General features: G+C 72.0%; 13 protein-coding genes. 8 read left to right on the top strand and 5 right to left on the bottom strand.

What is annotated here, in order from left to right; all coding sequences use genetic code 11:
* Window positions 1–47: 47 nt before the first annotated feature.
* The 4 genes from sdhA to QFZ62_RS05810 all read right to left on the bottom strand — a co-directional run bounded on the left by sdhA (window position 48) and on the right by QFZ62_RS05810 (window position 4,145).
* Entirely contained in the window at window positions 48–1,871 is a 1,824-nt protein-coding gene (gene sdhA / locus QFZ62_RS05825) for a succinate dehydrogenase flavoprotein subunit (RefSeq protein WP_307502904.1), read from the bottom strand.
* A 33-nt stretch (window positions 1,872–1,904) separates the two neighbouring features.
* On the bottom strand, window positions 1,905–2,369 hold the full coding sequence (locus tag QFZ62_RS05820) for a succinate dehydrogenase hydrophobic membrane anchor subunit (protein ID WP_307502902.1): 465 nt from the start codon (window positions 2,367–2,369) through the stop codon (window positions 1,905–1,907).
* 2 nt (window positions 2,370–2,371) lie between these two features.
* Window positions 2,372–2,806: a succinate dehydrogenase, cytochrome b556 subunit gene (sdhC, locus tag QFZ62_RS05815; protein ID WP_307502899.1), complete on the bottom strand. Its 435-nt coding sequence runs from the start codon at window positions 2,804–2,806 to the stop codon at window positions 2,372–2,374.
* 163 nt (window positions 2,807–2,969) lie between these two features.
* Entirely contained in the window at window positions 2,970–4,145 is a 1,176-nt protein-coding gene (locus tag QFZ62_RS05810) for a glycosyltransferase family 1 protein (protein WP_307502896.1), read from the bottom strand.
* Between the two features lie 126 nt (window positions 4,146–4,271).
* On the opposite strand from QFZ62_RS05810, the gene QFZ62_RS05805 reads away from it, so the two are divergent.
* From QFZ62_RS05805 to QFZ62_RS05770, 8 genes are all read left to right on the top strand, one after another.
* Window positions 4,272–5,393, top strand: coding sequence for a mannose-1-phosphate guanylyltransferase (locus QFZ62_RS05805; RefSeq protein WP_307502893.1), 1,122 nt, complete (start codon window positions 4,272–4,274; stop codon window positions 5,391–5,393).
* Between the two features lie 73 nt (window positions 5,394–5,466).
* The gene (locus QFZ62_RS05800) at window positions 5,467–6,543 is read left to right on the top strand and encodes a BMP family protein (RefSeq protein WP_307502890.1); all 1,077 of its coding nucleotides are present in this window, start codon (window positions 5,467–5,469) and stop codon (window positions 6,541–6,543) included.
* 150 nt (window positions 6,544–6,693) lie between these two features.
* The gene (locus QFZ62_RS05795; protein ID WP_307502887.1) at window positions 6,694–7,788 is read left to right on the top strand and encodes a BMP family protein; all 1,095 of its coding nucleotides are present in this window, start codon (window positions 6,694–6,696) and stop codon (window positions 7,786–7,788) included.
* 81 nt (window positions 7,789–7,869) lie between these two features.
* Window positions 7,870–9,411: an ABC transporter ATP-binding protein gene (locus tag QFZ62_RS05790; RefSeq protein ID WP_307502884.1), complete on the top strand. Its 1,542-nt coding sequence runs from the start codon at window positions 7,870–7,872 to the stop codon at window positions 9,409–9,411.
* Complete coding sequence (locus QFZ62_RS05785; RefSeq protein ID WP_307502881.1) at window positions 9,408–10,793, top strand: ABC transporter permease; 1,386 nt, start codon at window positions 9,408–9,410, stop codon at window positions 10,791–10,793. The genes QFZ62_RS05790 and QFZ62_RS05785 overlap by 4 nt, the downstream gene beginning before the upstream one ends.
* Window positions 10,790–12,094 (top strand): ABC transporter permease, encoded by a 1,305-nt coding sequence (locus tag QFZ62_RS05780; RefSeq protein WP_307502878.1) that lies wholly within the window; start codon window positions 10,790–10,792, stop codon window positions 12,092–12,094. The genes QFZ62_RS05785 and QFZ62_RS05780 overlap by 4 nt, the downstream gene beginning before the upstream one ends.
* Entirely contained in the window at window positions 12,091–12,522 is a 432-nt protein-coding gene (locus QFZ62_RS05775) for a cytidine deaminase (protein WP_307502876.1), read from the top strand. Before QFZ62_RS05780 ends, QFZ62_RS05775 begins: the two co-directional genes overlap by 4 nt.
* Complete coding sequence (locus QFZ62_RS05770) at window positions 12,519–13,817, top strand: thymidine phosphorylase (RefSeq protein ID WP_307502873.1); 1,299 nt, start codon at window positions 12,519–12,521, stop codon at window positions 13,815–13,817. Before QFZ62_RS05775 ends, QFZ62_RS05770 begins: the two co-directional genes overlap by 4 nt.
* Window positions 13,818–13,888: 71 nt before the next feature.
* Here QFZ62_RS05770 and QFZ62_RS05765 read toward each other — a convergent pair whose 3' ends face one another.
* Window positions 13,889–14,824, bottom strand: coding sequence for a nucleoside hydrolase (locus tag QFZ62_RS05765; protein ID WP_307502870.1), 936 nt, complete (start codon window positions 14,822–14,824; stop codon window positions 13,889–13,891).
* Window positions 14,825–14,871: the final 47 nt, after the last annotated feature.

The raw sequence follows: 14,871 nt of genomic DNA, 5'->3' as shown, positions 1-14,871 counted from the left end.
TCCGTTCGGTGCTGCGGGTGCGGGGGGCGGCGCTGATCCTCGAGGGATCAGTACTTCCGCTCCATCGGCTGGTAGTTCGTGATGACCACGGGCTTGGTGCTGAGCTTGATGTGGTCGCCGGCGTCCGTGCTGTGGGCGTCGCCGGTGAGGTACGCCATGGTGTGGACCATGTAGTTCTCGTCGTCCCGCTTCGGGAAGTCCTCGCGGAAGTGGCCGCCGCGGCTCTCCTTGCGGTACATCGCCGAGTAGACGACGACCTCCGCGAGGTCGAGCAGGAAGCCGAGCTCGATGGCCTCGAGCAGGTCGGTGTTGAAGCGCTGTCCCTTGTCCTGCACCTGGATGTTCGTGTACCGCTCGCGCAGGTCGGCGATCACCTTGGTGACCTCGATCAGCGTGTCCTCGGTGCGGAACACCTGGGCGTTGCGGTCCATCGACTCCTGCAGCTCGCGACGCAGGGTCGAGATCCGCTCGGTGCCGTTGGAGTTGCGCGCGCCCTCGACGAGGCCCTTCACGAAGTCGGCCGCGTCGGCGGGCAGCGGCGTGAAGTCGACGCCCTTCACGTACTCGGCCGCGTAGTTGCCCGCGCGCTTGCCGAACACGTTGATGTCGAGGAGCGAGTTGGTGCCCAGGCGGTTGGATCCGTGCACGGACACGCACGCGCACTCGCCGGCCGCGTAGAGGCCCGGCACCACGGTCGTGTTGTCGGAGAGGACCTCGGCCTTGATGTTCGTGGGGATGCCGCCCATCGCGTAGTGCGCGGTCGGCAGCACGGGCACGGGCTCCGTGTAGGGCTCGACGCCGAGGTACGTGCGCGCGAACTCCGTGATGTCGGGGAGCTTCGCGTCGATGACGGCGGGCTCGAGGTGCGTGATGTCGAGGTAGACGTAGTCCTTGTTCGGGCCCGCTCCCCGTCCCTCGCGGATCTCGGTGGCCATGCACCGCGCGACGATGTCGCGGGGCGCGAGGTCCTTGATGGTGGGGGCGTAGCGCTCCATGAAGCGCTCGCCCTCGCTGTTGCGGAGGATCGCGCCCTCGCCGCGGGCCGCCTCCGACAGGAGGATGCCGAGGCCGGCGAGGCCGGTCGGGTGGAACTGGAAAAACTCCATGTCCTCCAGCGGCAGGCCCTTCCGCCAGATGATGCCGACGCCGTCGCCCGTGAGGGTGTGCGCGTTCGAGGTCGTCTTGTAGATCTTGCCGAAGCCGCCCGTGGCGAAGATGACGGCCTTGGCCTGGAAGACGTGGATCTCGCCGGTGGAGAGCTCGAGGGCGACGACGCCCGCGGGCTGCTGCTTGCCGTCGACCTCGGCCATGACCAGGTCGAGCACGTAGAACTCGTTGTAGAAGTTGATGCCGAACTTGACGCAGTTCTGGTACAGCGTCTGCAGGATCATGTGGCCCGTGCGGTCGGCCGCGTAGCAGGAGCGGCGGACGGGGCTCTTGCCGTGGTCGGCCGTGTGGCCGCCGAAGCGGCGCTGGTCGATCTTGCCGTCGGGCGTGCGGTTGAAGGGGAGGCCCATGTTCTCGAGGTCGATGACCGCGTCGATGGCCTCCTTCGCGAGGATCTCCGCCGCGTCCTGGTCCACGAGGTAGTCGCCGCCCTTGACGGTGTCGAAGGTGTGCCACTCCCAGCTGTCCTCCTCGACGTTCGCGAGCGCGGCGGCCATGCCGCCCTGCGCCGCGCCCGTGTGGGAGCGCGTGGGGTAGAGCTTGGAGATGACGGCCGTGTTCGCCTGGGGTCCCGCCTCGATCGCCGCGCGCATGCCGGCGCCGCCCGCACCCACGATCACGATGTCGAACTGGTGGTAGTGGACGCCGTCCACGATGGTGCTCGCGGTGGGCTCGGAACCGGGGTTCGCGGTGTCAGTGGTCACGTGCTTCTTTCTCGAGGCGTAAAGGGGTGCGGGCTACAGGTCGCCGCAGAAGGAGGGCAGCAGGTCCGCGGGCTGGCCGGCCGGGCACGGGTCGAACGTGAAGACCACGAGCGTGCCGAGTACGATGAGGACCACGGTGGAGGCGACGAGCGCGCCCTTGAGGACCTTCCGCGTGAGCGGCGAGGCCGCGTAGTCGTTGACGATGGTGCGCATGCCGTTGGCGCCGTGGATGACCGCGAGCCACAGCAGCGCGATGTCCCAGACCTTCCAGAACGGGTCCGACAGCTTGCCGCCGACGAACGCGAAGTCGATGGCCTTGATGCCCTCGCCCATGATGAGGTTCACGTAGAGGTGGCCGAAGATCAGCACGACGAGCACGACGCCCGAGGCGCGCTGGTAGATCCAGCCCCACTTCTCCCAGTTCACGCCGCCCTGCGCACGGGGCTGCCGTGCCTGGCGGGGCCGCTCGACGCTGACCTTCTGTGCGATGTCGCTCATGATCAGATCCATCCCGCTTCGCTGAACACGTTCATCAGGTGGCGGGGCACGAAGCCCGCCATGAGCACGACCCAGAGGCCGATGACCACGTAGAACATGAGGCGCTGGTGCTTGGCGCCGTAGCGCCAGAAGTCGATGAGCACGATGCGCAGGCCGTTGAGCGCGTGGAACCCGATGGCGCCGACGAGGCCGACCTCGCCGATGCCCATGAGCGGGTTCTTGTACGTGCCGATGACCGCGTTGTAGGCCTCGGGGCTCACCCGGATGAGGCTCGTGTCGAGCACGTGCACGAGGAGGAAGAAGAAGATGGCCACGCCGGTGATGCGGTGCAGCACCCATGACCACATGCCCTCGCGGCCCCGGTAGAGGGTCCCGGCGGGGACCTTCGGTGCGCGTGAGATGTGCGGTTCGCGGGTTCCTGCCGACTTGATGGACACGGAACGACCCTCCCTGATGCTGGTGCCGCCGTGGGCGGGGACCCTTCGCGCCGACGTTGCGCGACCCCCCGAGTCTACGGTCGCCCTCCGGCGGTCGCCCGTTAGGGGACCCTAAGCGGCAGGGGTCGTCCCGGGGCTGCTCCCGCGGCCGTCGCGGAGCGGCTCAGGCGATGACGGGGACGGCGCCGGCGCTGGCGGGATCCGCCGTCTGCAGCGCGGAGCGGCGGGCCGAGACCGCGCGTCCGTAGTGGCCGATGAGCTCGTCGCCGATGGTCGCCCAGGAGCGGCCGAGGACCGCGCGGCGACCGGCCTCGCCCATCCGCAGGCGCAGGGGCTCGTCGGCCGCGAGCTCGTCCACGAGGCGCCGCAGGTGCGCGTCCCGCGGTGAGGCGGGGTCGAAGAGGAAGCCATCGGTGCCGTGGTCGACCAGGTCGATGGGTCCGCCCGCGTGCGGCGCGACGACGGGGAGCCCGGACGCGTGGGCCTCCTGCACGGTCTGCCCGAAGGTCTCCTCCGTCCCGGTGTGGACGAAGACGTCCATGGCGGCGTACGCGGCGGCGAGCTCACGGCCGCCGACCCGTCCGAGCCAGGTGACGGGCATGCCGGCGAGCGCGCGGCGGGCCGAGCCCTGGCTGGGCCCGTCGCCCGCGATCAGGAACCGGACGCCGGGCATCCCGCGGAGCGCCTGGAGGCGCTCGAGCTGCTTCTCGGGCGCGATGCGGCCGACGTAGCCGACGACCGTCTCGCCGGCCGGCGCGACGCGGTGGCGCAGGGCGACCGCGTCGTCCATGGCGCGGTTGCGCGGGTGGTAGCGGTCGAGGTCGACGCCCCGGCCCCAGCGGGCGACGCGCTCGACGCCCGCGGCCGCGAGGTCGGCGGCGGCGGCGCTCGAGGGCGCGAGGGTGAGGTCCGCGCCCTGGTGGATCCAGCGCACGAGCCGCCACACGTAGGGCGCGGTCGCGGCCAGGCGGTTGCGGCGCGCGTAGCCCGCGACGTCGGTCTGGAACACCGCCACGGAGGGCACGTCGATGCGCGTGGCGGCCGCGATGGCCTGCGCGCCGAGGAAGAGGGGGGAGGCCGCGTGCAGCACGTCGGGCGCGAAGTCGGTGAGGAGGCGCAGGACGTGGGGGCTCGGGATCCCGACGGGGAACTGCCGGTAGGCGATGGCCGGGACGCCGTGCACGCGGAAGCCGGCGAACTCGGACGGGGCGCCCGCGTCGGGGGCGATCACCAGCACCTCGTGCCCGCGGTCCCTCAGGTGCTCGAGCACCCGGCAGACGCTCGTGGTGACGCCGTTGACGGTGGGGAGGAAGCTCTCGCTGACGACGGCTACGCGCATGGCCACGACGCTAGGCACCGGCGTCGTCGGGGGCGCCGCGGCGCCGTGAACGCCCTGTTGCGGTCGCGTGAACTCGGCGCGTCCAGCGCATCCGGGCGCCTCCCAGGCTGCCGATAGGGTGAGCGCATGACCGAGCAGACGAGCGCGATCTCCCGTTTCTACAGCGTGATCCCCGCCGGAGGCGTGGGCTCGAGGCTCTGGCCCCTCTCGCGCGCCGACGCGCCCAAGTTCCTGCACGACCTCACGGGCTCCGGCCGCACGCTCCTCCGCGACACGTGGGAGCGGCTCGCGCCCCTCTCCGGCGAGGACCGGATCATGGTGGTCACCGGCCGCGCCCACCGCGCCGCCGTCGAGGCCCAGCTCCCCGAGCTCGCCGACCCGAACGTCGTCCTCGAGAGCGAGGGGCGCGACAGCACCGCGGCCATCGCTCTCGCCGCCGCCATCCTCGAAAGCCGTGAGCCCGGCGTCATCATCGGCTCGTTCGCCGCCGACCACGTCATCGCCGACCCCGACCGGTTCCGCGACACGGTCCGCGAGGCCGTCATCGCGGCCGACGCCGGCTACATCACCACCATCGGCATCACCCCCACGGAGCCCGCGACGGGCTTCGGCTACATCCACACCGGCAAGGCGCTGAGCATCGACGGCGCGCCGCACGCCCTCGAGGTCGCGTCCTTCGTGGAGAAGCCGAGCATCGGCGTCGCCCGCGGCTACGTGAAGGGCGGCACGCACCTCTGGAACGCGGGCATGTTCATCGCGCGCGCCGACCGCCTCCTCGAGGAGCTCGGCCGCACGGAGCCCGAGCTGCTGAAGGGCGTCCTGGAGCTCGCCGCGGCGTGGGACACCGCGGAACGCGGCGTCGTCGTCGACCGCGTCTGGCCGAACCTCAAGAAGATCGCCATCGACTACGCCGTGGCCGAGCCGGCCGCCGCCCGGGGAGCGCTCGCCGTGATCCCCGGCGGCTTCACCTGGGATGACGTGGGCGACTTCGCCTCCGTCGCCAAGATGCACTCGAGCGGCCGCAAGTCCGACCTCGTGATCCTGGGCGAGGACGCCCGCGTGCTGTCCGACGCGTCGAGCGGCATCGTCGTCGCGAACAGCAAGCGCGTCATCAGCCTCATCGGCGTGCGCGACATCGTCGTGGTCGACACCCCCGACGCGCTGCTCGTCACGACCAAGGAGAACGCGCAGCGCGTGAAGAGCGTCGTTGACGCCCTCAAGCTCAGCGGCGGGACGGACGTCCTGTAACGAAGGGGCAACGATCCCCTCGGGGGTTTCCACGGGCGGAGAGCGCCCGGAGCCGCGCGGTTAGATTCCGGGGATGCCCCGCACCCCGCGCGTCCTCCGCATCGCCACCCTGCCCCTCGCCCTCCTCGCCGCCGCGTCCCTGGCGGGATGCGGCGCGGCCCCCGAACCCGGCGCGACCGGATCGGCCTCCGCGACCGACTACTGCGCCCGCATGGTCACGAACTCCGGCGGCCTGCAGGACCGCTCCTTCAACCAGTCCAGCTGGGAGGGCCTGCAGCGGGCCGAGGAGGAGCTCGGGATCCAGGCCGACGTCCTCGTCTCGACCTCGGAGACCGACCTCGCCCCCAACGTCGAGCAGGCGGTCGGGACGGGCTGCGGCTTCATCCTCACGGTCGGCTACGAGCTCGCGGAGGCGACCGCCGCCGCCGCGGCCGACAACCCCGACGTGCACTTCTCCATCGTCGACGAGGTCGTCGACGCCCCCAACGTCAAGCCGCTCGTCTTCGACACGGCCCAGGCCTCCTACCTCGCGGGGTACCTCGCGGCGGGCGTCAGCGAGACCGGCAAGGTCGGCACCTTCGGCGGCGGCAACCAGCCGCCCGTCACCCTCTTCATGGACGGCTTCGTCGACGGCGTCGCGGCCTACAACCAGGCGCACGGCACGCAGGTCGTCGCGCTCGGGTGGGACCCGGCCGCGCAGGACGGCACCTTCACCGGCGACTTCGAGGACGTCTCCAAGGGCCGGAACACCACGCAGAACCTGCTCGACCAGGGCGCCGACGTGATCATGCCCGTCGCGGGCCAGGTGGGGGAGGGCGCCGCGTCGGCGATCCTCGCGCACGGCAGCGGCAAGCTCATCTGGGTCGACAACGACGGCTACGACACCCTGCCGGCCGAGTACCGGCCGCTCCTGCTCACGAGCGTGCTCAAGGACACGGGCCAGGCCGTCGTCGACATCGTCGGCGACGACCAGGACGGGACCTTCTCCTCCGAGCCGTACGTGGGGACGCTCGCGAACGGCGGCGTGGGCCTCGCCGGGTACCACGACCTGGCCGCCTCGGTGCCGGCCGAGCTGCAGGCGGAGCTCGACGCGCTGGAGGCGCGGATCGTCTCCGGCGAGGTCGAGGTGGAGTCGGTCTCGACCCCGTAGCAGGCCCCGCGTTACCGCGGTGTTTCGGGGTCGTCCCGGATCGGTAACGCTTGCCTCCTGCGCCCCGATCGGGGCGCGGGAGGCATTCCCGCGCATGGGTAACATGAACCCACATCGCCCGGCGGACCCGGGCTGCAACTGGAGGCCACAGTGACCATCACCACCCGAAAGGCCGCCTTCGGCGGTCTCGCCGCCGTCGGCATCACCGCGCTCCTCGCGGGCTGCGGTGCCGCCCCCGAGTCCACGACGGGAGGTGCGGGCGGCGAGGCGAACAGCGACCTCCTCTCCTGCATGGTCTCCGACTCCGGCGGGTTCGACGACAAGTCGTTCAACCAGCTCGGCTTCGAGGGCCTCACCGCGGGCGCCACCGCCGCGGGCCTCGAGACCCCCAAGACGGTCGAGTCGGCCGCCGAGACCGACTTCGGCCCGAACCTCACCAACCTCGCGGACCAGGGCTGCGGCCTCATCGTGACGGTCGGCTTCCTCCTCGCGGACGCCACCAAGGAGGCGGCGACCGCCAACCCGGACACCGACTACGCGATCATCGACGACGCGTCCATCGACGCCCCGAACGTGAAGCCCATCACCTTCAACACGAGCGAGGCCGCGTTCCTCGCGGGCTACTCCGCTGCGGCCTACTCCAAGACCGGCACCGTCGGCACCTTCGGCGGCCTGCAGATCCCGACCGTCACGATCTTCATGGACGGCTTCGTGGACGGCGTCGAGTACTTCAACGAGCAGAAGGGCACGGACGTCAAGGCCATCGGCTGGGACGTCGCGAGCCAGACCGGCTCGTTCACCGGCGGCTTCGAGGCGAACCCCGCCGCGAAGACCAGCGCCCAGACGCTCATCGACCAGGGCGCGGACGTCATCATGCCCGTCGGCGGCCCGATCTTCCTCAGCGCCGGCGAGGCGATCCGCGACTCCAGCGACAAGGAGATCGCCCTCGTCGGCGTCGACTCCGACGCGTACGAGACCGCGCCCGACCTCAAGGACCTCTTCCTCACCTCGGTGCTGAAGGGCATCGACGCGGGCGTCGAGGACGTCGTGACGACGGCGGCCGAGGGCGAGTTCGACGCCACGCCGTACGTGGGCACGCTGGAGAACGGCGGCGTCGACATCGCCCCGTTCCACGACTTCGAGTCGAAGGTCCCGGCCGAGCTGGCCGACGAGATCGAGACCATCAAGGCGGGCATCGTCGACGGCTCGATCACCGTCGAGTCGCCCTCGTCGCTGACGAAGTAGCATCGAACGCACCGCGGGGGGATCGGCAGGCGCCGGTCCCCCCGCCGCGTGCTCACCCCACCCACCGAACGGATTGATCCCATGAAGCTCGAACTGCGGGGAATCACCAAGCGCTTCGGCGCGCTGGTGGCCAACGACCACATCGACCTCGTCGTCCACCCGGGCGAGATCCACTGCCTCCTGGGCGAGAACGGCGCCGGCAAGTCCACGCTGATGAACGTGCTCTACGGCCTGTACCAGGCGGAGGAGGGCGAGATCCTCCTCGACGACCGGGTGGCGCGCTTCGCCGGACCCGGCGACGCCATGGCGGCCGGCATCGGCATGGTCCACCAGCACTTCATGCTCATCCCCGTCTTCACGGTCGCGGAGAACGTCATGCTCGGCCACGAGGAGACGAAGGCCGGCGGCCGGCTCGACCTGGCGAGCGCCCGCGCGAAGGTGCGCGAGATCTCCGCCCGGTTCGGCTTCGACGTGGACCCCGACGCGCTCGTCGCGGACCTCCCCGTCGGCGTGCAGCAGCGCGTCGAGATCATCAAGGCCCTGTCGCGCGACGCCGAGGTGCTCGTGTTCGACGAGCCGACGGCGGTGCTGACGCCGCAGGAGACCGACGAGCTCATGGTCATCATGAAGCAGCTGCGGGACTCCGGCACGGGCATCGTCTTCATCACCCACAAGCTGCGCGAGGTCCGCGAGGTCGCGGACCGCATCACCGTCATCCGGCTGGGCAAGGTGGTCGGCGAGGCCGAGCCCACCGCCAGCAACGCCGAGCTCGCCTCGCTCATGGTCGGCCGGAGCGTCTCGCTCACCGTGCAGAAGGCGCCGGCGACGCCCGGCGCCGCCGCCCTCGTGGTGCGCGACCTCACGGTCGTCGACGCGTCCGGGCAGGTCGTCGTCGACGGCGTCAGCTTCGAGGTCCGCGCGGGGGAGATCCTCGCCATCGCGGGCGTGCAGGGCAACGGCCAGACCGAGCTCACGGAGGCGATCCTCGGGCTGCAGCCCCGCGTCTCCGGCACCATCGACCTCGACGGCACCCGCCTCACGGGCCGGTCGGTCCGCCGCGTGCTCGACGCCGGCGTGGGCTTCGTCCCCGAGGACCGCAACGAGGACGGGCTCGTCGCCGAGTTCACCATCGCCGAGAACCTCATGCTCGACCGGTCCGACAGCCCGCCCTTCGTGGTGGCCGGATCCCTCAAGCTCGGCTACCTCGACGAGTTCGCGCGCGACCGCGTGCGCGAGTTCGACATCCGCACGCAGGGCATCGACACGCACGTCGGCCGGCTCTCCGGCGGCAACGCGCAGAAGGTCGTGCTGGCGCGCGAGCTCAGCCGCGACCTCCGCCTGTTCGTCGCCGCGCAGCCCACGCGCGGCCTCGACGTCGGGTCCATCGAGTTCGTGCACACCCGCGTCGTCGAGACGCGCGACCGGGGCCTGCCCGTCATCGTCGTCTCCACGGAGCTCGACGAGGTCGCGGCGCTGGCCGACCGCATCGCCGTCATGTACCGCGGCGGCATCGTCGGCATCGTCCCGGGCGACACCCCGCGCGACGTGCTCGGCCTGATGATGGCCGGCGAGGTCCCGGCATCCGTCACCACCACCACGACCGCCGGAGGGCGCACCGCATGACCGACGACACCCGACGTCCCGAGGGCCACGGCCCCCAGGACCCGTCCGCGGGGCAGCTGCCCGCCTCCGGTCGCGAGGCCGGATCCGTGGGCGACCCGACGCGCTCCGAGGCGCCCGCGGGCGTCCCCGCCGTCGCGACCGCGGCGCCCGGCGACGGCGCCCGTCCCGGCGACGCCGACGGCTCGCGCGCCGGGCGGATCCTCCGCGAGATCGCGAGCGGCAGCGCGCTGCTGTCCGTGCTCGCGGTCGTGCTCTCGCTCGTCGTCGGCGCGCTGCTCATCGCGGTCACCGACGAGGAGACGCAGAAGGCCGCCGGCTACTTCTTCAGCCGCCCGCTCGACACCCTCCGCGCCGGATGGGACGCCGCGGCCGGCGCCTACTCCGCCCTCTTCCAGGGCTCGGTCTACAACTTCCGCCGGCCCGGCTTCGAGAACGGCATCAAGCCGCTCACCGAGACGCTGACCTTCGCGACGCCGCTCATCGCGGCGGGACTCGGCGTCGCGCTCGCGTTCCGCGTGGGCCTGTTCAACATCGGCGCCCGCGGCCAGATGCTCATCGCCGCCGCGTGCGCCGGCTGGGTGGGCTTCAGCTTCGCGATGCCGCCCGTCCTCCACCTGGTGCTCGCGGTCGGCGCGGGGATCCTGGGCGGGGCGCTCTGGGGCGGGATCGTCGGCCTCCTCAAGGCCCGCACCGGCGCGCACGAGGTGATCGTCACGATCATGCTCAACTACGTCGCCTTCTACCTCCTCTCCTACCTGCTGCGCACCCCGGGCCTGCTGCAGGCACCCGGGTCCAACAACCCGAAGACCCCGGCGATGCTCGACTCCGCCGTCTTCCCGCCGCTCCTCGGCGAGCGGTACTCGCTGCACGCGGGCTTCCTCGTGGTCGTGGTCGCGACGGTCCTCGTCTGGTACCTCCTCAACCGCTCCGGCCTCGGCTTCCGCTTCCGCGCGGTCGGCGAGAACCCCAGCGCCGCGCGCGTCGCGGGCATCGACGTCAAGAGCTCCTACCTCTACGCCATGCTCATCTCCGGCGGGCTCGCGGGCCTCGCCGGGGCGAGCCAGGTGCTCGGCACCGTCACCACGGGCTTCAGCTCGGGGATCGACGCGGGCATCGGCTTCGACGCCATCACCGTGGCGCTGCTCGGCCGCAGCCGGCCCGGGGGCGTCTTCGTCGCGGGGATCCTGTTCGGCGCCTTCAAGGCCGGCGGCTTCTCCATGCAGGCGGCCGAGGGCGTGCCCATCGACATCGTCGTGGTCGTCCAGTCGCTCATCGTCCTGTTCATCGCGGCGCCCCCGCTCGTGCGGGCGGTCTTCCGCCTCCCCGCGCCGGGCCAGGCGCGTCGCACCACCCGGACCCGGAAGGCGGCGCTCAGCTCGTGACCGTGACCACCCCCACCCCGGCGCCCGCCGCGGCGCCCCACGGCCCCGCGGCCGTCGCCCTCGAGCGCGCCGTCGCGACGAGCTGGAAGGCGCCCGTCGCCTTCGGCGTCTTCACGGCGATCTCGCTCGTCCTGTTCGTGCTCCTCGGCCGCGAGGGGTCGAGCACGTTCGGCCTCTCGACGGGATCCGACCTCATCCAGCTCGCGCCGCTCGTGCTGCCGACCGCGGCCACCGGGATCGTGGTCACGGTGATCCTCGCCGCGATGACGGTCCTGTCGGCGCTGCTGGTGCGCCGATCCGCGAAGGTGCCGCTGTGGTTCACGGCCGTGTTCGCGGTCCTCTTCCTCGTCGCGTTCCTCACCTGGGCGTCCGCGGGGCAGACGATCCCGGTGCCGGGCCTGCTCGTCGGCACCGTGAGCCTGTCCGTGCCGCTCATCTTCGGCGCGCTCGGCGGCGTGCTCTCGGAGCGCGTCGGCGTCGTCAACGTCGCGATCGAGGGCCAGCTGCTCGCGGGCGCGTTCGTCTCCGCCGTCGTCGCGTCCCTCACGGGGCAGCCGCTCATCGGCCTCGCCGCCGCGATGGTCGCCGGCATGCTCGTCTCGTTCGTGCTCGCGGCGTTCGCCATCAAGTACCTGGTCGACCAGGTGATCGTCGGCGTCGTGCTCAACGTGCTCGTCACGGGCCTCACGAGCTTCCTGTTCTCGCAGGTGCTCTCGGCGGACCCGGAGCGCCTCAACTCCCCGCCGCGCTTCGACCGCATCGACATCCCCGTGCTCGGCCAGATCCCCATCATCGGGCCCGTGCTCTTCCGGCAGACGATCATCGTCTACGTCATGTACGCGGCCGTGTTCCTCGTCTGGTACTGCCTCTTCCACACGCGCTGGGGCCTCCGCCTGCGCGCCGTCGGCGAGCACCCGCAGGCCGCCGACACGGTGGGCATCAAGGTCGCCTCCACGCGGTTCTGGAACGTCTCCCTCGCGGGCGCCATCGCGGGCCTCGGCGGCGCGTTCTTCACGCTCGGCTCCGTCGGCGCCTTCAACAAGGAGATGACCGCGGGCGCGGGGTTCATCGCGCTGGCGGCGGTCATCTTCGGCCGGTGGGATCCGCTGCGCGCGACGCTCGCGGCCCTCCTGTTCGGCTTCGCGAGCAACCTGCAGAACGTCCTCGGCGTCATCGGGTCGCCCGTGCCGAGCGAGTTCATGCTGATGCTGCCGTACGTCGTGACCATCGCCGCGGTCGCCGGACTGGTGGGGCAGGTGCGGGGACCTGCCGCCGCCGGCAAGCCCTACGTGAAGTCGTGAGCGCCGTGGAGCCCGTGCAGTCGGGCGGCATCGACTGGGGATCGCTCCGCGAGGCGGCGCACGAGGCCATGCAGCGCGCGTACGTCCCGTACTCCCGCTTCCCGGTGGGCGTGGCGGCCATCGCGACCGACGGGCGGGTGATCACCGGCTGCAACGTCGAGAACGCCAGCTACGGCCTCACCCTCTGCGCCGAGTGCGCGCTCGTCTCGGTGCTGCACCTCACGGGCGGCGGACAGCTCGTCGCCTTCACGTGCGTGGACGGCGACGGCAACATCCTCATGCCGTGCGGGCGCTGCCGGCAGCTGCTGTTCGAGCATGCGGTGCCGGGCATGCTGCTGGAGACCGTGTCGGGCATCCGCACGATCGACGAGGTCCTGCCGGACGCCTTCGGGCCGAGCACGTTGAACGCGTACGGGGACCGCGCATGAGCGCCGCGTTCGACGTCGTCGACCTGATCCGCACCAAGCGCGACGGCGGCCGGCTCTCCACGGCCGAGATCGACTGGCTCGTCGCGGCGTACACCGACCGCTACGTGGCGGACGAGCAGATGGCCGCGCTCGCGATGGCGATCCTCCTCCGCGGCATGGACCGCACGGAGATCCGCGACCTCACCCTCGCCATGATCGCGAGCGGCGAGACCCTCGACTTCTCGGGCCTCGGCAAGCCCACGGTCGACAAGCACTCCACGGGCGGCGTGGGCGACAAGATCACGCTCCCGCTGATGCCGCTCGTCGCCTCCTACGGCGTCGCGGTGCCGCAGCTCTCGGGCCGCGGCCTCGGCCACACGGGCGGCACGCTCGACAAGCTCGAGTCGATCCCCGGCTGGCGCGCCGACCTCTCCACGGCGGAGATGGTGCAGCAGATGCGGGACCACGGCGGCGTCATCTGCGCGGCCGGCAGCGGCCTCGCCCCCGCCGACAAGCGGCTCTACGCGCTCCGCGACACCACGGGGACGGTCGAGGCGATCCCGCTGATCGCGTCGAGCATCATGAGCAAGAAGATCGCCGAGGGCACCGGCGCGCTCGTCCTCGACGTCAAGTTCGGGTCCGGCGCCTTCATGACCGACGTCGACCGGTCGCGCGAGCTCGCGCGGACCATGGTCGAGCTCGGCACGGACGCGGGAGTGCGCACGACCGCGCTCCTCACCGACATGGACGTGCCGCTCGGCCTCGCCATCGGCAACGCCAACGAGGTGCGCGAGTCGGTCGAGGTGCTCGCGGGCGGCGGGCCCGCGGACGTCGTCGAGCTCACGCTCGCGCTCGCGCGGGAGATGCTCGCCGCGGTCGGGATCCCGGACGCCGACGTCGAGGACGCGCTCCGCGACGGACGCGCCATGGACTCGTGGCGGGCCACCGTGCGCGCGCAGGGCGGGGATCCGGACGCCGCCATGCCGGTGGCGCGCGAGACCCACGTCGTCACCGCCGAGCGCGACGGCGTCCTCGTGCAGCAGGACGCGCTCCCGTTCGGCATCGCCGCCTGGCGCCTCGGCGCGGGCCGCGCGCGCCAGGGCGACGCCGTGCAGCACGCCGCGGGCGTCGACCTGCACGCCAAGCCGGGGGACCGCGTGCGTCGCGGCGACCCGCTCTTCACCCTGTCGACGGACGAGCCGGAGCGGTTCGCCCGGGCGCTCGAGTCGCTCGAGGGCGCCTACCGCGTCGGCGACCCGGAGGAGCACGTCGCGCGCGGCCCGCTCGTGCGGGAGCGCATCACCGCCGAGGGCTGAGCCGCCGAGGCCGGGATCCGCCCGTCGTCCACGTGACGACGGGCGGACCCCATCCCGTCGACGCCCCCGCGTCAGCCGATGCGCTCGAGCGCGTCCACCACGACGTCCCAGAACGCGGCGTGGTCGAGGTCGACCGCGACCTGCGTCGTGCAGTCCGCGGGCGCCGGGCGCCGGAGGTCGGCCACCGTCATGCCGAGCGTGTGCGTCCCGGTGAGCTCGACGGTCACGGGCGCGCGGCGCACCGAGACGATCCGCGGGTCGATCACGCGCGCGACCGCGCACGGGTCGTGCGCGGGCGGGCTCGGGAAGTCCTGCCGGTCGAGGTACGCCCGGCCGTACGACTCCATGGAGTCGACGACGAACCGCGCGGCCGGCGTGCCGAGGGCGGCGATGCGCGCCAGGACCTCGGGCGTCGCGGTGGCCTGGTAGGTGAGGTCGAGTCCCACCATCGTCACGGGCCACGCCTCGCCGAACACGATGTGCGCGGCCTCGGGGTCGACCGCGATGTTGAACTCCGCGACGGGGGTGCTGTTGCCGACGTGGTAGCCGCCGCCCATGAGCACGACCTCCTTCACGCGCTCGACGATGCGCGGCTCGCGGCGGACGGCCAGGGCGATGTTGGTGAGCGCCCCGATGGGCACCAGCGTGATCTCGCCGGGGGCGTGGGACATGACCGTCTCGATGATGAGGTCCACCGCGTGCCGCGGGTCGAGCGCCACGGCCGGCTCCGGCAGCTCGGGCCCGTCGAGGCCGGACTCGCCGTGCACCTCGGGCGCCGTCATGCCGGGCCGCACGAGCGGCCGCGCGCAGCCGGCCGCGATGGGCACCCCGTGGATCCCCGCGACGGTCGCGACCGCGAGCGCGTTCCGGGTCACCTTCTCGAGCGTCTGGTTGCCGGCGACCGTCGTGATGCCGACGAGCTCGATCTCGGGGCTGCCGTGCGCGAGCATCAGGGCGAGGGCGTCGTCGTGCCCCGGGTCGCAGTCGATCAGGATCTTGGTGGGCACGTGTCCTCCGGGTCGGGTCGCGACCCGCGGACGCCTCGAGCACCGAT

The sequence above is a fragment of the Clavibacter sp. B3I6 genome (genome assembly GCF_030816895.1).
GTDB lineage: Bacteria > Actinomycetota > Actinomycetes > Actinomycetales > Microbacteriaceae > Clavibacter.
The sequence above is the reverse complement of the archived record's forward strand: the minus strand, read 5'-3'. Positions and strand labels throughout refer to the sequence as shown.